This window comes from Tsukamurella sp. DT100 (assembly GCF_049844855.1).
In the GTDB taxonomy this organism is placed as follows: Bacteria; Actinomycetota; Actinomycetes; order Mycobacteriales; family Mycobacteriaceae; genus Tsukamurella.
This window is the reverse complement of the sequence record NZ_JBNCLV010000004.1, coordinates 214,458-230,871: the sequence shown is the minus strand read 5'-3', so window position 1 is coordinate 230,871 and position 16,414 is coordinate 214,458. Positions and strand designations below refer to the sequence as shown.

The following is a 16,414-nucleotide window of genomic DNA, read 5'->3' as shown; positions in this document are numbered from 1 at the left end:
GCCCTAGAGCCCTGTGTGGGTGATCGCGCCGGCCACGAGCGTGAGGTCGACGGGCATGGTGCGCAGGCGTTCCGGCGTCGGGTCGGCGCCGAGGGCCACCAGGTCGGCGGGCTCGCCGACCGCGATCCGAGACCGCGCCGAGAGCCGCAGCGCGGTCTCCACGTCGACCGCCTCCCACGGCTGCCACGGCGCGTCCCCGTCGCGGCTGCGGGTGACGGCGGCGGAGATCGCGAACCACGGGTCCAGCGGCGTGACCGGCGCGTCCGAGCCGAAGACCACGTCGACGCCCGCGGCCACCAGCGAGCCGACGCGGAAGGCGTCGCCCGCGCGGTCGCCCCAGAACCGGGCGACCAGTCCGCGGTCGTCGAGCATGTGCTCCGGCTGGATCGACGCCCCGATTCCGAGTTCCGCCATCCGGTCGAGGTCCGCCTCGGTGAGCAGCTGCGCGTGCTCGATGCGGCCGCGCACCCCGGTGCGGGCGAAGGCGTCCAGCGCGAGCGCGTTGGCCGCGTCGCCGATGGCGTGGATGGCCGGGGCCAGGCCCAGCGCGGCGCCGCGGCCCAGCAGCTCGACGAGGCGCTCGGGCGGCACCTCCAGCACGCCGCGATCGGCCGTGCCGGGGTACGGCGCGTGGCAGTACGCGGTGCGCGTGCCGAGGGAACCGTCGGTGATGACCTTGAGCGGGCCCACCCGGGCCAGGCCGTTGATCGGGGCGCCCGTGCCGGCGCCGCGGGCCTCCGCCGCGTCGAGGTGCTGCGGGTAGACGCCCGCGTCGACCCGCACGGGCGGGGCGGGCCGTCGCTCCCAGGCGCCGACGGCATCGTCGAAATCCAGGTCGACGAGGCCGACGACGCCCCGTCGACCGAGGCCGGCGAGCGCCTCGATCACCCACGCGTCGGCGCGGTCCGCGACGAGCGCTTCGACGCGGACGGCCGCGGCGAAGCTCGCCGCCTCGCGGAGCATCCCGGTGTCGTCGAGATCGACGCCGAGGAGCCGGCCGAGCGCCGCGTTCGACCAGGAGCTGTGCAGGTCCGAGGAGACGACCATGACGGGGACCTCCAGCGCGATCTCGTCGAGCAGCAGGCGCGACGGTGCGCCGCCCCACAGCCCGTCGCGCATGCCGACGGCGACCACGGGCAGGCCCGGCTCCGCGTCCGGCAGCGCTGCGCGGACCAGCGCGGCGACCTCCTCCGGGCCCGTCGCGGACCGCACGTCGATGCGGCGCGTGGAGACGGCCCAGGTGCGCACGTGGACGTGCTCGTCCCACAGGCCGGGGATCAGGCGGCGGCCGTCGAGGTCGAGGACGTCGCCCGCGGGCCGCGTGGAGCCGGCGGGGGAGAGCGCGGCGATCCGGCCCCCGGCGACGTCGACGTCCACGAGGGCGTCGCCGTCGATGCGTGCGCGGGCCAGCCTCATCGGCGCCACGGTAGCGGTGTGCGTCGAATCGCGGGAGATCCTGAGGAAGTCGTAGGATCTTTCAGGTGCCGAGACTCCTGGCCGACACGCGGCCACTCCAGAACCCCGACTACCGGCGACTGTGGTGGACCGGGATCGTCACCGTCATCGGCGCGCAGCTCACCGCGGTCGCGGTGCCGGCGCAGATCTACGCGATCACCGGCTCGTCGGCGTACGTCGGCCTGACCGGCGTCTTCGGCCTGGTCCCGCTGGTGATCTTCGGCCTGTGGGGCGGGGCGATCGCCGACGCGCTCGACCGGCGCCTGGTGATCATCGGCACCACGCTCGGGCTCGCGGGCACCGCCCTGATGCTCGCGCTGCTGCCCGACAACGTCTGGCTGATCCTCGGCGCCTTCGCGCTGCAGCAGGCCTTCTTCGGCGTGAATCAGCCGACCCGGTCCGCGATCTACGCGCGCCTGGTGCCGCCGGAGCAGCTGCCCGCGGCCAATTCGCTCAACATGACCGTGATGCAGTTCGGCGCCATCGCCGGCCCGATGCTGGGCGCGCCGCTCATCCCGATCATCGGCGTGCACTGGCTGTACGCTCTCGACGCGGCGTCGCTGATGGTCACGCTCTGGGCCGTGTGGAAGCTGCCGTCGATCAAGGCGGAGGACAAGGGGCAGTCGCTGGGGCTGAGCTCCGTGATCGACGGTTTCCGGTACCTCGCGGGCCACAAGGTGCTGCTCATGAGCTTCGTCGTCGACATCATCGCGATGGTCTTCGGCATGCCGCGCGCCCTGTTCCCGCAGATCGCGCACGAGAACTTCGGCGACCCGATCGAGGGCGGCTGGGTGTTCGGCGCGCTGTTCGCGGCGATGTCGGTGGGCGCCGTGCTCGGCGGCGTGCTCTCGGGCTGGACGTCGCGCGTCTCCCGGCAGGGGCTCGCCGTGATCGTGATGATCGTGCTGTGGGGCCTGGCGATCGGGGGATTCGGCGTCGCGGCGCACTTCAGCTGGTTGTGGGCGGCGCTGGTGCTGCTCGCGCTGGGCGGCGCTGCCGACATGTTCTCCGCGGCCTTCCGCACCACGATGCTCCAACAGGCCGCGACCGACGACATGCGCGGACGCCTGCAGGGCGTCTTCGTCGTGGTGGTCGCGGGCGGGCCGCGGATCGGCGACGCGCTGCACGGCGCGGCCGCCGCCTCCGCCGGCGCCGCGATGGCCGCGGCCGGCGGCGGCGTGCTCGTCATCGTCTTCACGGTGCTCGCCGCGTTCGCCGTGCCCGCCTTCGTCCGGTACCGCGTCACGCGCTGACCCGTGTCACGCGGGACCGGCCGTATCCTCGGCGCATGAGGATGCAACGGGGGATCTCCGTCGTCGTGGCCGTGCTCGTCGCGCTGCTCGCCCTGTCCGGGTGCGCGCGCACCGTCGCGGGCACGGCGGTGGCGGCGCCGTCGGGCGGGGCGGGCGCCACGGCCGGGTCGGACGACGGCGCGGTCCGCGTCGGCACCGGCGGCCCGACGATCACCGTCTACCTGGACTTCCTGTGCCCCGCCTGCAAGAGCTTCGAGACGACGTACGGCACGGACATCACCGCCGCCGTCCGGAGCGGGCGGCTCACCGTCGAGTACCGGCCGGTGAGCTTCCTCGACCGGCAGTCCGCGAGCGGGGACTACTCCTCGCGGGCGCTGGCGGCCTTCCTCCAGGTCGGCCGGTCCGGCGGGACCGACGCGGCCCTCGGCTTCCTCACGTCGATGTTCCTCTCGCAGCCCCAGGAGGGCGGCTCGAGCGACCTCACGAACGCCGAGATCGCGACCATCGCCGGCGCGTCCGGCACCGTCGATACCGCGGTGACGAAGATCCGCGACGGTTCCACCGGTATCGACGGCAAGGCCGTGGGCGCCGCGAACCTCAAGCTGCTCACCGCGGCCGGCGGCACCGGCACCCCGACAGTTCTGCACGACGGCGCGCAGGTCGCGCTCACCGACTCCGGCTGGCTGCAGAAGATCCTGGGCTGAGGGTCAGACCGGGAAGGCGACGCCGGTGAGCTCCTCCGACACCGACCACAGGCGGCGCTGCAGGTCCAGGTCGTAGGACTGCTCGCTGGACGCCACGACCTTCGGGGCGCCGCGGCGCTCGCCGAGGCCGTCGGGGCCGTAGTACTGGCCGCCGAGCGCGCCGGGATCGGTTGCGGCCCGGAGCTGGGGGAGCGCGCCGTGCTCCGCGTCGTGCGAGAACAGGGGCGCGAAGGCCTGCGCCTTCTGCAGCACTGCCGGGAGGTTGCGGACCAGCTCGGTGTCGGCGATGCCGGGGTGCGCGGCCAGCGCGACGGTGCCGCGCTCGGCGCCGCGGGCCTCGAGGCGGCGCTGCAGCTCGTAGTGGAAGAGCAGGTTCGACAGCTTCGACTGCCCGTAGGCGGCGACCCGCTCGTAGGAGCGCTCCCACTGCAGATCGTCGAAGTGGATCGCCGCGCGGATGCGGTGCGCGATGCTGGCGACGGTCACCACGCGCGAACCGGGCACGTCCAGCAGCAGGTCGAGCACCTGGGCGGTCCAGGCGAAGTGGCCCAGGTGATTGGTGCCGAACTGCAGCTCGAAGCCGTCGCTGGTGGTCTGCTTCGGCGGGTACATGACGCCGGCGTTGTTGATCAGCAGGTCCACCCGCGGGGTCGATTCGCGCAGCTCCGCGGCGGCGTCGCGTACCGAGGCGAGCGAGCCCAGGTCGAGGCGCTGGACGCGGACCGTCGCGCCCGGCGCGACGGCGGCGATGCGCCGGGCGGCGTCGGCGCCCTTGTCGGTGTTCCGGACGGCGAGGACGACCTCGGCCCCCTTCTGGGCGAGCGCCCGGGCGGTCTCGAAGCCGAGTCCGGTGTTGGCGCCGGTGACGACGGCGACCCGTCCGGCCTGGGTGGGTACGTCGTTCTCGGTCCAGCTCATACTTGCTCCTCGGTGGTCCACGACGGCTTAAGAGACCGCCGGTCTGTTGATTGACTCCACGGTAAAAGAACACCGTTCTGCTGTCAATAGACCGACGGTCTGTAAAATCGGTCCGTGGGATTCCAACGGGCGCGCAGCGCGGAGCAGCGGCAGGAGCGGCGCGAGACGATCATGGCCGCGGCGGCGGGCATGCTCGGCGAGATGCCGGTCGCCGCCCTCACCCTGAGCGAGCTCAGCCGCCGCGTCGGCCTGGCCAAGTCGAACGTGCTGCGCTACTTCGAGTCCCGCGAGGAGGTCCTGCTCGAGGTGCTCATGCGCTCGGCGACCGCCTGCATCGTCGAGCTCGACGAGGCGTGGGCCGCCGAGGTACTGGGCGACGCGGCGCTCCCCGAGCGGATCGAGGCCTTCGCCGCCGTCTACGCCCGCGTCGCCGCCGCGCACCCCGACCTGCTGGACCTCGTCTCCGCGCAGGCCTCCGTGCTCGAGCGCAACGTCTCCACCGAGGCGATCGTGCGGTTCAAGCGCGCCGCCCTCGCCGGGCTGGACACCCTGTCGTCCGTCATCACCCGCGCGATCCCCGAGCTGGGGGACGACGCCCCCGTGGTGGGCTCGCTGATGCTCACCCTCTCCGGCGCGGTCTACGCGCAGGCCGAGCAGTCGCGGCTGTGCGAGTCGGCCTACCTGGTGGACCCCGCCCTCGCCGTCTTCCGCGTCGAGCTCGTGCCCGCGCTGCAGTCCGCCGTCGCGACCGTGATCGCCGGGACGCTCGCCCGCTGAGGTCCCTCCGACGTTGCGGGGGGTTGCATCCGGCGGCCGTCGGGCGGACGCCGCTCGCCGCACCCGTCCCCGCCCGTACTATTGCGCCCATGTCGGTGCAACCCGGTTTCACGATCGCCGCCGGCGGTTACGTCGCGGAGATCGCGCGGACCGGCGCGGGCCTGCGCGGCCTCCGCCGCGACGGCGTCGCCCTCACCGAGGAGTGGCCGCTCGGCGCGAAGCCGCCGCTGTCGGCGGGGCTCGTGCTCGCCCCCTGGCCCGGCCGCACCGAGGACGGCATCTACACCTGGGACGGCGAGGTCCACCGCCTCGCGGTCACCAGCGACGTCACCGGCACCGCCGACCACGGCCTCGTGCGCCGCGTCGACTGGGACGACGTCGAGGTCGCATCGGATGCCGTCACGCTGGTCCTCGACGTCGGGCGCCACCCCGGCTGGCCCTTCGGCCTGCACCTGCGGATCCGGTACAGCGTCGCGGAGAGCGGCCTGACCTGCGCCTTCGAGGCTCGCAACGACGGTGATGTCGACCTGCCGCTCGCCGTCGGCTTCCACACCTACCTCCGCGTCGGGGACGACCCCGTCGACGCCTGCACCCTGGAGCTCGGGGCCGGGCGCTGGCAGCCCCTCGACGGGCGCCTGCTGCCCGACGGTCCGCCGCGCACCGTCGACGGGACGGAGTACGACTACCGCGCCCCGCGCTCGCTCGACGGTGTGCAGATCGACACTCCCTTCACCGACGTGGCGCGGACCACCGTGCTCCGCGGCCCGTCGGGGGCGGCGGAGCTGTGGACGGCACCGTCGTTGCCGTGGGCCCAGGTGTTCATCGCGGACCCGGTCAACGGCAAGGGATACCCGGGCCGCGGCCGGGCCCTGGCGGTGGAGCCGATGTCCGCCCCGGGCAACGCCCTCCACACCGGAACCGACGTGATCCGGCTGGCTCCGGGCGCCCGGTGGGGCACCGAATGGGGCATCCGGTGACGGCCCGATTTCCTCGCGGAACCGCGATACCGCTAGGTTCTAGCCAGGTAGCTTTTATCCGCCGACCACAGCGAGGGGATACGAACATTGTCCACTGATGACAACACCGCGAACGCTACGGTCGCCTATCCCGGCGGCCAGATCGAGCTGCCGATCGTCAAGGCGACCGAGGGTGCAGACGGCATCGCTCTCGGTAAGTTCCTCGCGCAGTCGGGCTACAGCACGTTCGACAACGGCTTCGTCAACACGGCCTCGTGCAAGTCCGCGATCACCTACATCGACGGCAACCAGGGCATCCTGCGGTACCGCGGCTACCCGATCGAGCAGCTCGCGGAGAAGTCGACGTTCATCGAGGTCAGCTACCTGCTGATCCACGGTGAGCTGCCGACCCCGGAGCAGCTCGCCGAGTTCACCGCGAAGATCCAGCGGCACACCCTGCTGCACGAGGACCTCAAGCTGTTCTTCAACGGCTTCCCCCGCAACGCGCACCCGATGCCGGTGGTCTCGTCGGCGGTCAACGCCCTCTCGGCGTACTACCCGGACTCGCTGGACCACAACGACCCGGCGCAGGTCGAGCTCTCGACCATCCGCCTGCTCGCCAAGTTCCCGACGATCTGTGCGTACGCCTACAAGAAGTCGGTCGGCCAGCCCTTCCTCTACCCGGACAACTCGCTGTCGCTGGTGGAGAACTTCCTGCGCATGACCTTCGGTTTCCCGGCCGAGCCCTACGAGGTGGACCCGGAGATCGTCAAGGCCCTCGACATGCTGCTCATCCTGCACGCCGACCACGAGCAGAACTGCTCCACGTCGACCGTGCGCCTGGTGGGCTCGTCGAACGCCAACCTGTTCACGTCGATCTCGGGCGGCATCAACGCCCTGTGGGGCCCGCTGCACGGCGGCGCCAACCAGGCCGTCCTCGAGATGCTCGACGACATCAAGGCCTCCGGTGGCGACACCACGGCCTTCATGAACAAGGTCAAGAACAAGGAAGACGGCGTGAAGCTCATGGGCTTCGGGCACCGCGTCTACAAGAACTACGACCCGCGTGCGGCGATCGTGAAGCAGACCGCGGACCGCATCTTCGAGCTGCTCGGCGTGTCCGACGAGCTGCTCGACATCGCCAAGGGCCTGGAGGACGTCGCGCTGCACGACGACTACTTCATCGAGCGCAAGCTCTACCCGAACGTGGACTTCTACACCGGTCTGATCTACCGCGCGATGGGCTTCCCGACGCGCATGTTCACGGTGCTGTTCGCGCTCGGCCGGCTCCCCGGCTGGATCGCCCACTGGCGTGAGATGCACGAGGACCCGACCACCAAGATCGGCCGTCCTCAGCAGATCTACACGGGCTCGACCGCCCGTGACTACCCCGGCGCGTAGATGCCGCCCATCCGGCGCGACAATCTGCACCGCCTGATCAAAGGAGTCTCTATGACCAAGCCCGAGATCGAGTTCCTCGAGGGCCCCGCGCCCACCGAGCTCGTCATCAAGGACATCGTCGTGGGCGACGGCGCCGAGGCCCAGCCCGGCAGTGTCGTCGACGTCCACTACCTGGGCGTCGAGTTCGACAGCGGCGAGGAGTTCGACTCCTCGTGGAGCCGCGGCGAGTCCATCAACTTCCCGCTGCGCAGCCTCATCGCCGGCTGGCAGGAGGGCATCCCGGGCATGAAGGTCGGCGGCCGTCGCCAGCTGATCTGCCCGCCCGCCCTGGCCTACGGCCCCGCGGGCGGCGGCCACCGCCTGTCGGGCAAGACGCTCGTGTTCGTGATCGACCTGCTCGGCGTCAAGTAGCTCGACGTTCGTCGAGCACGGGGCTTCGTCCCCGTGATGACCTGCTCGGCGTCAAGTAACAGTTCTGCGCTCAGGGCCCCGTACCGTCATTCGACGGTGCGGGGCTCTCGCGTTTCTCAGGCCACGGGGTCCAGCACGGTGAGCCCGTTCGCCTCCGCGACCGTTCGCATCCGTGCGTCGTGCGTGACCACCACCGTCCGCGACCCACCGACCATCGCCGACGCGAGATGAATCGCATCGAGTGCGCGGACGTGCTCGGCGATCGACTCGGCCGAGGTGAGGATCGCCTCGGACAGCGGTATCGCGGAGACGTGGTCGAGGATCTGGCTCCGGGCCGCCACCTCGGCGGACTCCCGGCGGAGGTAGCGGGTGAGCTCCGTCTGCAGAATCCGGGACGAGATGATCGTCGACTCGGGATCCGCGGAGACCGCGTCGAACCATTCCAGCGCCCCGGGAGTGCGCAGTAGCGCGTGGATCGCGACGGATGTGTCGAGGTAGTAGAACGTCATCGGTCCTCACGCATCTCGCGGAGGAGCTCGTCGATCTCCGCGACCGAGCGGTTCGTGACGGGACCCGGACGTTCGGACAGCCGGGCGCCGCCGCGCTTCTTCGGGGGGATCAACTCGATGGCCGGCTCGGGCGGCACGAGCCGCGCCACCACTCGACGGTGCCGCGTCACCTCGTAGGTCTCGCCGTTCTCCACCTCCGCCAGCGCGGCCGTGGGGTTCTGGCGCAGCTCGGCGACGGTGATGCTCTTCATGGTCTCCAGGCTACGCATTTATCTACCTCTGTCTAGATTTCCGCGGTCCAGGGGTCGACGAGGCGCAGGCCGAGGCTGTCGAAGTCACTGACGTTCCGCGTCGCGATGGCCGCACCGGTGGTCCGCGCGATGGCAGCGATGAGGCCGTCCATCTGACCGACGGGCGACCCCGCTGCCTTTCGCTCGGCGACGATCGCGGCGTACGCGCCCGCACAATCCGGCGTGAGGGGCAGAGCCGGGCCGAGATTGAGCAGGATGTTCTCGGCCCGCGCGAGGATCTGCGCCCGACGCCTGCCCGCGGGAAGTGCGGCCAACCCGGACAAGATCTCGGCGTGGTTGATCACGGTCGACACCGGTTGCTCGCTGAGCGCCCGCGCCCACTCCACGACGCGGCGATCGCTCTTCGCCTCGCCGCGCATGAGTTCGGAGATGACATTCGTGTCGAGGATGATCATAGGTCTGTGAAATCGGGGACCTCGGCAGGAGCGTCCGCGGGGATGTCCAGCTCGATCCCACCGAACTCGTTGCCCACCTCGATGATCGCCTCCACCCAGCTCAGATCGACCTTCCCTGGTTCGATCAGCGACTCCTCCAGGATCATGCGCGCCTCCGCCTCCATCGACCTGCCGTTCTCCGCGGCGCGGACCCGGAGCCGGTCCCGGACCCGGTCGGGGAGGTTGCGGATCGTCAGCGTCGCCATGACAGCAATGCTAGCAATGCTGTCATCGCTGTCGGTCTCGAATCGGTCCCGATCCTGTCCCGACGATGGCGCGCGGGTCGCCGGGCCGATAAGAATGGGTGGATATCGCCGCGATTCGCGCCGGCGAGCGGGGTCGGAGGACAGATGAACAGGGTCAGGGTCTCAGCTGCGGCGGTCGCGGCGCTCTCGGTGGCGGGATTGGTCGCGGGCTGCGGCAAGGATTCCTCGAGCGAGGATTCGCCGGTCGCGTTCAGCCCGGTGACGGGCGATCAGTACACGTCGAACCCCGGAGCCTTCCAGACCGACGGCGTGGTCGTGCCGCCCAAGGACGTCACCATGGTCGGCGACCCGATCCCCGCGCAGGCCGCGGTGAACGCGGGCCTGCCGCAGGGCACCATCACCTCCACCAGCAACAACACCACCGTCTACTACCCGCCGGCGCCCGCGGTGCCGGGGCTCGTCGTGGCGCCGCAGCCCGCCCCGCCCGCGCCGATGTCGCGGCCCGCGAACACGCGGCCGTGGCAGTACACGCAGCCGCAGATCGACGCCTACCGATCCATCTGCGAGACGGGCCGCTGGGGATCGTGGATCGCCGGGATCGAGCAGCAGACGCAGACCTGCTGGACGCTGTACGGCCGCCAGCTCGGCGTGCGCCCGTGGACCCCGGACCAGCCCCGCCCGTGGCTCCGGCCCGGCTACCCGCGACCCTGGTTCGACCCGGGCTTCCACGCCGACGTCCCCGTGATCTGGATCTACCCGCGCAGCTGGACCCGCCCCCGGCCGCAGCCGATCATCTCGGTGTCCATCACGATCAACATCTTCAGCAACCCGTACCGCCGGGTCCCGCCGCGCTTCACCGACCCGTTCTACCCGGTCTGGGCGGTCACGCCCGGCCGCGTCGTCGACGTGCGCGACCAGGGCCGCATCCTCGCGCCGGTGTACACCGCCACGTCGACGAGCACCACCACGACCACCACGACGACCACGGTGACCGCGCCCGTCGCGCCCGGCGTGGTGCTCGCGCCGCTGCCGACCTCGGCGAAGGTCGCGCCCATCGTCGCGCTTCCCGGCCAGGCCGTCCCCGGCAACGTGAACACCGACGCCACGGTCACCGCGCCGGTCGCCGCCGCGCTGCAGGGCGCCACCGTCCAGGCCGGCAGCCGCGCGTCCGTCGAGGACGCGATCGGCACCAGCGTCTCCGTCGCCGTCGCGAGCCCGACCACCACCGCCGCGACCACCACGGCGGGCCGGGCCGGGGATGCGACGGGCGGCACCACCGCCGCGACGTCGGCCCCCGTCGGCGCCGGGACCTCTGAGGGAGGCACGGTGACCCGCCCGACCGAGACCTCGACCGCCGCCCCGACCGCGACGTCCGGGACCTCGCCGCAGACGGTTCCGCCGGGCACGTCCCCGCAGACGGTCGCGCCGACGACCGCGGCGCCGACGATCCCGCCGACGACCATCGCGCCGCCGACGGTCGCGCCCACCGTCGCACCGACGGTCGCGCCGACGACGGTCGCGCCGCCGGTCACCGTCGCCCCGCCGACGACGACCGTCGCGCCGGTCCCGACCACGACGATCGCTCCGCCGCGCGTGACGACGCAGGCGCCCCCGACGACGCAGGCGCCGGTGGTCACGAAGCCCCCGACGACGCAGCCGCCCGTGATCACCCCGCCGCGGATCACCACCACCGTCGCGCCGGTGCCGACCACGACCGTCGCCCCGAAGCCGGTGGCGCCGAAGCCGACCGTCGCCGTGCCGGTCCCGACGACCACCACGCCGGCCCCGGCGAACTGACGCCGGCGCCGGGGCGGTGGGTCCGCTACCGCCCGGCCGCCAGGCGGGCGAGGGCGACGGTGGCCTGCCGCAGCTCGGCTGGCGCGTCCAGCGGGGCGAGGTAGCCGACGCGGGTGACGGCCCAGCCGCGCGGGGTGTCCACATGGATGTCGAGGCCGTACCGGTCGGCGCGCTCGCAGCGCGCCGCAGTGGCGTCGGGGTAGCCGCCCAGCTGCCGGGCCATGTCCAGCAGGGCCGGGGCGTGGTCGTCGTTGAGGTGGCGCACGGCGCCCGCGGCGTGCGGGGTGACCGGATCCGGTTCGGCGGCGGCGTAATCCGCGCTCGACGCCGAGTCCATCCGGCCGTATCCGCCCACCCAGCGGACCCGCTCCACCTCAAGCAGCCACACGGTGAAGTCGCTGTAGTCGATGTAGTACTTCGCCGCGGGCACGGCGGCGAGATGCGCCTCCCGGGCCGCCGATAGCTGATCGCCTTCGGGGCGGCGGACGGTGCCCGCCAGGGTGATCCGCGCGTTGGCCAGGGGATCCGACGAGGCGTCGGGCGCGACGATCGAGACGCTCGCGCGGGGATCGCGCGCCAGGTTCCGGCCGTGCTCGGCCATGTGCGAGACGCACAGCACCGGGTCGCCGCCGAGCAGCCCGTACGTGACGAGTGAGGCCCAGGGGCCGCCGTCGGCGGAGAGGCTGCCGAGGGTCGCCGTGTTGCCGGCCGAGGCGACCGTGCGCGCCTCCTCGGCGGCGGAGGGGCGCCGGGGCTCGGCGACGTCCGTCAGGGGCGGGGCGATGGTGGGGGCGTCGCCGGGGTCGCCGTGGTCGCGAACAGTCATGGGAGCAGCCTAGGGCGTGCCTGGTCCCGGCACGCGGCACCCAAGGTTTCGGTTGACCGAAACTCTGTGTTCGCTTAACCTTCTAACGTGCTCACCGATACCGTCGTGCCGACGAAGCGCCCTCCCGTTCGCGCGTTGATGCTGCTCGGACCCGCCTTCGTGGCCGCGATCGCGTACGTCGACCCGGGCAACGTCGCCGCGAACGTCACCGCGGGCGCGAAGTACGGCTACCTGCTGGTCTGGGTGCTGGTGCTGGCGAACGTCATGGCAGTGATGATCCAGTACCAGTCCGCCAAGCTCGGCGTCGTCACCGGCCGCTCGCTGCCGCAGGTCCTGGGGGAGCGGCTGCCGCGCCGGTCGCGCCTCGCGTTCTGGGGCCAGGCCGAGCTGGTCGCCGCGGCCACCGACATCGCCGAGGTCATCGGCGGCGCGCTCGCGCTGAACCTGCTCTTCGGGGTCCCCCTGGTCTGGGGCGGTCTCATCGTCGGCATGATCTCGACGCTGCTGCTCACGCTCGCCGACGGCCGCCGCCAGTACCGGTTCGAGCTGGTCATCATCGGCATGCTCGCGATCATCGTGGTCGGTTTCGTGGCGGGCCTGATCGCCGCGCCGCCCGACGGTGCCGCCTTCCTCAGCGGGCTCGTCCCGCGCCTGCAGGGCAGCGAGACGGTGCTGCTCGCCGCGTCGATGCTGGGCGCGACCGTCATGCCGCACGCGATCTACCTGCACTCCGCGTTGGTCGTCGACCGGCACGGCACGCCGCCCGCCGAGGGCGCCGTCGAGCGGGCGCGCCGGCTGCTCAAGGTGACCCGGGTCGACGTGGTGCTGGCCCTGATCATCGCCGGCGCGGTGAACATCGCGCTGCTCGTGCTCGCGGCGTCGAGCCTGTACGGCGTCGAGGGCACCGACTCGATCGAGGGTGCGCACGCCGCGGTGCGCGACGCGCTCGGGCCCGTCGTCGCCGGGCTGTTCGCCGTCGGCCTGCTCGCCTCGGGCCTCGCGTCCACGTCGGTCGGAAGCTACGCCGGCGGCACCATCATGGCGGGCCTGCTGCACAAGCGGATCCCGGTCGTGGTGCGCCGGCTGGTCACGATGATCCCCGCGATCGGGGTGCTCGCGCTGGGCGTGCCGCCTACCGAGGCGCTGATCATCTCGCAGGTGGTGCTGAGCTTCGGCATCCCCTTCGCCCTGCTGCCGCTGCGCCGCTACACCGCCGACCGGGCGCTCATGGGGGAGTTCGCCGACCGGGCGCCCCTGCGCTGGGCGTCCGCGGCCGCGGGCGCGCTGATCGTCGCTCTCAACGTCGCGCTGATCTACCTCACCGTCACCGGCTGACACGCGCCTAAGCGCGACACGGATCACTTCCGTGTTGAGATCGCAACTGTACCGTGATTCAATAAACGCAATTCACATGTCGTGAAGGCGGAGTTTAGTCACGGAAACGAGTCGCGATGGGTCTGCGGGCTTTGGCGGTCGTCGTCGGCGGTGCCGGCGTCGCGATCGCCGCGTGCTGGACCATGCTCTCGCCCACCGAGGTCGCTCAGGAGCAGGTCGAAAACGGCACCCTCCAGCAGGTGGCGGCGGCACCGTCGGACGATCTGCACTGCGACGGCGGACTCGCGGCCGAGGTGGGGGCGGCGCAGTCCTGCGTCCTGACCCGGGACGGCGAGGAGTTCGCCGTGGCCCTCAAGGTCACCGACGTCGACGGTGATCGGGTGCAGTGGAATTCGACGGTCGCCGGCGTGCCCCAGGCGGGCCGGCGGGTGGCCATCGGCGAGCTCGAGCGGCGCACCCACGAGGTGCTCGAGCGGAGTCGGCGCGTCGACTCGGTGAGCTGTGCGGGCGCGCTCGCCGGCACCGTCGGGGCCCGGCAGAGCTGCGTCATGAACGCCGGCGGTCACCGGCACGACGTGACCGTGACGGTGACCACCGTCGATTCCGCCCGCGTGCAGTGGGGCGTCACCGTCGGGAACTGATCAGCGGCCGCCCAGGAAGCGGTAGCGATCCAGCCGCCGGCTGATCCGGATCGGATCGGGGATGAGGGAGAGCTCCGCGAGGGCGTCGCTCACTGCGAGGCCCACGCGGCGGGAGAACTCCGTCGGCTCGTCGGCCGCATTCGGTCGCTCCGGGATCACCCGGTCGACGATGCCGTCCGCGAGCAGGTCGGCCGCGCGGATCCGCTGCCGGTCCGCCATCTCGGCGGCGTGGTCGGCGTCGCGGTACATCACCGCGCTCGCGCCCTCCGGCGGTAGCGGCGCGAGCCACGCGTGCTGCGCGCACAGCACCCGGTCGGCGGGCAGCATCGCCAGCGCGCCGCCGCCCGTGCCCTGCCCGAGGAGGACCGACACCGTCGGGACCGTGAGGGTGACCAGGTCGGAGAGGCTGCGCGCCACCTCGCCGGCGAGCCCGCCCTCCTCGGCCTCGGGGGAGAGCGCCGCGCCCCAGGTGTCGATGACGAGGACGAGCGGCAGGTTCAGCTCCGCGGCCAGCCGCATGCCGCGGCGGGCAGCGCGCAGCGCCGCGGGGCCGAGAAGGGGGAGCGCCGCGCCTTCGGCCCGCGTGGTGTCCTGCCCGACGACCACGCACGGATAGCCCTGCACCCGCGCCAGCGAGAGCAGCAGCGTGTGGTCGGTCTCGCCCTCGCCGGTGCCCGACAGCGGCAGCCGGTCCGTGGCGGAGTGGCGGAGGAAGGCGCGCACGCCGGGCCGCCCGGGCTCGCGGCTGATCCGCACCGAGTCCCAGGCGGGCGTGCCGTCGTCGGCGGCGTCGAGTTCCTCGCGGACGCCGAGGTGCGGGGCCAGCGGGTCGGCGTCCTGCGCGCCCGCGAGCACCCGGAGCGTGCGATGCGCGAGCAGCCGGACGAAGCGGAGCGGCACCACGCCGTCGATGAGGCCGCGCTCGAAGAGGTGCTCGGCGGTCTGCACCCCGTCGGGGAAGGGTTCGCCGCGCAGCGCCTCGTAGACGCGCGGCCCGAGGAATCCGATGCGAGCGCCGGGCTCCGCGATGGTCACGTGCCCCAGCGAGCCCCACGACGCGAACACCCCGCCCATCGTGGGATCGCGCAGGTAGACGAGGTAGGCCAGGCCCGACTGCTTGTGCAGCGTGACCGCCGCGGAGATCTTCACCATCTGCAGGAAGGCGACGGTGCCCTCCTGCATCCGCGTGCCGCCCGACGTGGGCGTCGCTAGCAGCGGCAGCCGCAGCGCGGTCGCGCGTTCGACCGCGGTCACGATCCGTTCGGCCGCGGCGACGCCGATGGAGCCGCCGAGGAATGCGAAGTCGCACGCGATGAGCGCGACCCGTTGCCCGCGGATGCGGCCCTCGCCGGTGATGACCGCCTCGTCGTGGTGCGAGCGCTCCCGTGCGCGCTCCAGCGCGGCGGCGTACTCGGCGTCCGGCGCGACGTCCGGCAGCGGGCCGTCCCAGCTGGTGAAGGTGCCGCGGTCGAGGATCGCATCGATGAGGTCCTGCGCGGTGATCGCCATGGAATTCAGGTTACTGGGAACACTCGGCCCTCTGGCCGCGTTGTTCGGGCCATGACCGTACCGAACGTGAAGCTCAATAACGGAACCTCGATCCCCCAGCTCGGCTTCGGCGTCTGGCAGGTGTCGGACGACGGTGCGCACGACGCCGTCGCCGAGGCCCTGCGGGTCGGCTATCGCAGCGTGGACACGGCGAAGGTCTACGAGAACGAGGCCGGCACGGGTCGTGCGATCGCCGAGAGCGGCCTCGCCCGCGACGAGGTCTTCCTCACCACCAAGCTGTGGAACTCCGATCAGGGCTTCGACGAGACGCTGCGCGCCTTCGACGCCTCGCTCGAGCGGCTCGGCACCGACTACGTCGACCTCTACCTCATCCACTGGCCGGTCCCCGAGTACGACCGCTACGTCGACACCTTCAAGGCCTTCCAGCAGATCCGCGACTCCGGTCGCGCGAAGGCGATCGGCGTCAGCAACTTCACCGTCGAGGCGCTGCGCCGCGTGATCGACGAGACCGGCGAGACCCCGGCGATCAACCAGATCGAGCTGCACCCGGGCCTGCCGCAGGACGAGCTGCGCGCCTTCCACGCCGAGCACGGCATCGCCACCGAGGCCTGGTCGCCGCTGGGCCAGGGCGAATCCCTGACCGACGCCGCCGTCGTCGAGGTCGCCGCCGCGCACGGCGTGACCCCGGCGCAGGCGATCCTGCGCTGGCACCTGCAGCTCGGCAACGTCGTGATCCCCAAGTCGGTGACGCCCGCCCGCATCGCCGAGAACTTCGACGTCTTCGGCTTCACGCTCTCCGACGACGAGGTCGCCCGCATCAGCGCGCTGCCCGGCAAGCGCATCGGGCCGGATCCGGCCACGTTCAACCTGCGCTGATCCGCCGGTCCGGCCCCGGGGCGCCGCGCTGCGGCTCCCGGGGCCCGACGGTGCCCTCCGGCCGACTCTCGGATCCTGTCCGATTCGGACAACGC

General features: G+C 72.2%; 18 protein-coding genes. 10 read left to right on the top strand and 8 right to left on the bottom strand.

What is annotated here, in order from left to right:
- Positions 1-3: 3 nt before the first annotated feature.
- A complete protein-coding gene (locus ACLQ3K_RS11255; RefSeq protein WP_425999329.1) occupies positions 4-1,416 on the bottom strand; it encodes an amidohydrolase in 1,413 nt (470 codons plus the stop codon).
- Positions 1,417-1,481: 65 nt separating this feature from the next.
- Here ACLQ3K_RS11255 and ACLQ3K_RS11250 point away from each other — a divergent pair, with 65 nt between their 5' ends.
- Positions 1,482-2,708 carry an MFS transporter gene (locus ACLQ3K_RS11250; protein ID WP_425999327.1) on the top strand — a complete coding sequence of 409 codons (1,227 nt, stop codon included), beginning with the start codon at positions 1,482-1,484 and terminating at the stop codon, positions 2,706-2,708.
- Positions 2,709-2,743: 35 nt separating this feature from the next.
- A complete protein-coding gene (locus tag ACLQ3K_RS11245) occupies positions 2,744-3,412 on the top strand; it encodes a DsbA family protein (protein ID WP_425999325.1) in 669 nt (222 codons plus the stop codon).
- A 3-nt stretch (positions 3,413-3,415) separates the two neighbouring features.
- Here ACLQ3K_RS11245 and ACLQ3K_RS11240 read toward each other — a convergent pair whose 3' ends face one another.
- Positions 3,416-4,330 carry an SDR family NAD(P)-dependent oxidoreductase gene (locus tag ACLQ3K_RS11240; RefSeq protein ID WP_425999323.1) on the bottom strand — a complete coding sequence of 305 codons (915 nt, stop codon included), beginning with the start codon at positions 4,328-4,330 and terminating at the stop codon, positions 3,416-3,418.
- A 114-nt stretch (positions 4,331-4,444) separates the two neighbouring features.
- On the opposite strand from ACLQ3K_RS11240, the gene ACLQ3K_RS11235 reads away from it, so the two are divergent.
- From ACLQ3K_RS11235 to ACLQ3K_RS11220, 4 genes are all read left to right on the top strand, one after another.
- A complete protein-coding gene (locus ACLQ3K_RS11235; protein WP_425999321.1) occupies positions 4,445-5,107 on the top strand; it encodes a TetR family transcriptional regulator in 663 nt (220 codons plus the stop codon).
- Between the two features lie 89 nt (positions 5,108-5,196).
- A complete protein-coding gene (locus ACLQ3K_RS11230; protein ID WP_425999319.1) occupies positions 5,197-6,084 on the top strand; it encodes an aldose 1-epimerase family protein in 888 nt (295 codons plus the stop codon).
- A gap of 87 nt (positions 6,085-6,171) precedes the next feature.
- Positions 6,172-7,464, top strand: a complete 1,293-nt coding sequence (locus ACLQ3K_RS11225; protein WP_224650057.1) for a citrate synthase — start codon at positions 6,172-6,174, stop codon at positions 7,462-7,464.
- Positions 7,465-7,515: 51 nt separating this feature from the next.
- Complete coding sequence (locus tag ACLQ3K_RS11220) at positions 7,516-7,875, top strand: FKBP-type peptidyl-prolyl cis-trans isomerase (protein WP_224650059.1); 360 nt, start codon at positions 7,516-7,518, stop codon at positions 7,873-7,875.
- A gap of 116 nt (positions 7,876-7,991) precedes the next feature.
- Here the strand turns inward: ACLQ3K_RS11220 and ACLQ3K_RS11215 are convergent, their stop codons facing one another.
- From ACLQ3K_RS11215 to ACLQ3K_RS11200, 4 genes are read right to left on the bottom strand one after another with little or no spacing between them, the layout of a single operon-like run.
- The gene (locus ACLQ3K_RS11215) at positions 7,992-8,384 is read right to left on the bottom strand and encodes a type II toxin-antitoxin system VapC family toxin (RefSeq protein WP_336669953.1); all 393 of its coding nucleotides are present in this window, start codon (positions 8,382-8,384) and stop codon (positions 7,992-7,994) included.
- On the bottom strand, positions 8,381-8,635 hold the full coding sequence (locus tag ACLQ3K_RS11210; RefSeq protein ID WP_224650064.1) for a type II toxin-antitoxin system Phd/YefM family antitoxin: 255 nt from the start codon (positions 8,633-8,635) through the stop codon (positions 8,381-8,383). The genes ACLQ3K_RS11215 and ACLQ3K_RS11210 overlap by 4 nt, the downstream gene beginning before the upstream one ends.
- A gap of 32 nt (positions 8,636-8,667) precedes the next feature.
- Positions 8,668-9,090 carry a type II toxin-antitoxin system VapC family toxin gene (locus ACLQ3K_RS11205; RefSeq protein ID WP_425999316.1) on the bottom strand — a complete coding sequence of 141 codons (423 nt, stop codon included), beginning with the start codon at positions 9,088-9,090 and terminating at the stop codon, positions 8,668-8,670.
- The gene (locus ACLQ3K_RS11200; protein ID WP_224650068.1) at positions 9,087-9,335 is read right to left on the bottom strand and encodes a FitA-like ribbon-helix-helix domain-containing protein; all 249 of its coding nucleotides are present in this window, start codon (positions 9,333-9,335) and stop codon (positions 9,087-9,089) included. The genes ACLQ3K_RS11205 and ACLQ3K_RS11200 overlap by 4 nt, the downstream gene beginning before the upstream one ends.
- 144 nt (positions 9,336-9,479) lie before the next feature.
- Between ACLQ3K_RS11200 and ACLQ3K_RS11195 the strand changes: the two genes are divergently transcribed.
- Positions 9,480-11,132 (top strand): hypothetical protein, encoded by a 1,653-nt coding sequence (locus ACLQ3K_RS11195; protein WP_425999314.1) that lies wholly within the window; start codon positions 9,480-9,482, stop codon positions 11,130-11,132.
- 25 nt (positions 11,133-11,157) lie between these two features.
- Here ACLQ3K_RS11195 and ACLQ3K_RS11190 read toward each other — a convergent pair whose 3' ends face one another.
- A complete protein-coding gene (locus ACLQ3K_RS11190) occupies positions 11,158-11,958 on the bottom strand; it encodes a HugZ family protein (RefSeq protein WP_425999312.1) in 801 nt (266 codons plus the stop codon).
- A 138-nt stretch (positions 11,959-12,096) separates the two neighbouring features.
- On the opposite strand from ACLQ3K_RS11190, the gene ACLQ3K_RS11185 reads away from it, so the two are divergent.
- Together ACLQ3K_RS11185 and ACLQ3K_RS11180 are read left to right on the top strand one after the other, a co-directional pair.
- Complete coding sequence (locus ACLQ3K_RS11185; protein WP_425999808.1) at positions 12,097-13,293, top strand: Nramp family divalent metal transporter; 1,197 nt, start codon at positions 12,097-12,099, stop codon at positions 13,291-13,293.
- Between the two features lie 116 nt (positions 13,294-13,409).
- A complete protein-coding gene (locus ACLQ3K_RS11180) occupies positions 13,410-13,934 on the top strand; it encodes a DUF4333 domain-containing protein (protein WP_425999310.1) in 525 nt (174 codons plus the stop codon).
- On the opposite strand, the gene ACLQ3K_RS11175 is transcribed toward ACLQ3K_RS11180, so the two are convergent.
- Entirely contained in the window at positions 13,935-15,443 is a 1,509-nt protein-coding gene (locus ACLQ3K_RS11175) for a carboxyl transferase domain-containing protein (protein ID WP_224650079.1), read from the bottom strand. It lies immediately after the preceding gene.
- 66 nt (positions 15,444-15,509) lie between these two features.
- Here ACLQ3K_RS11175 and ACLQ3K_RS11170 point away from each other — a divergent pair, with 66 nt between their 5' ends.
- A complete protein-coding gene (locus ACLQ3K_RS11170) occupies positions 15,510-16,319 on the top strand; it encodes an aldo/keto reductase (RefSeq protein WP_224650081.1) in 810 nt (269 codons plus the stop codon).
- Positions 16,320-16,414: the final 95 nt, after the last annotated feature.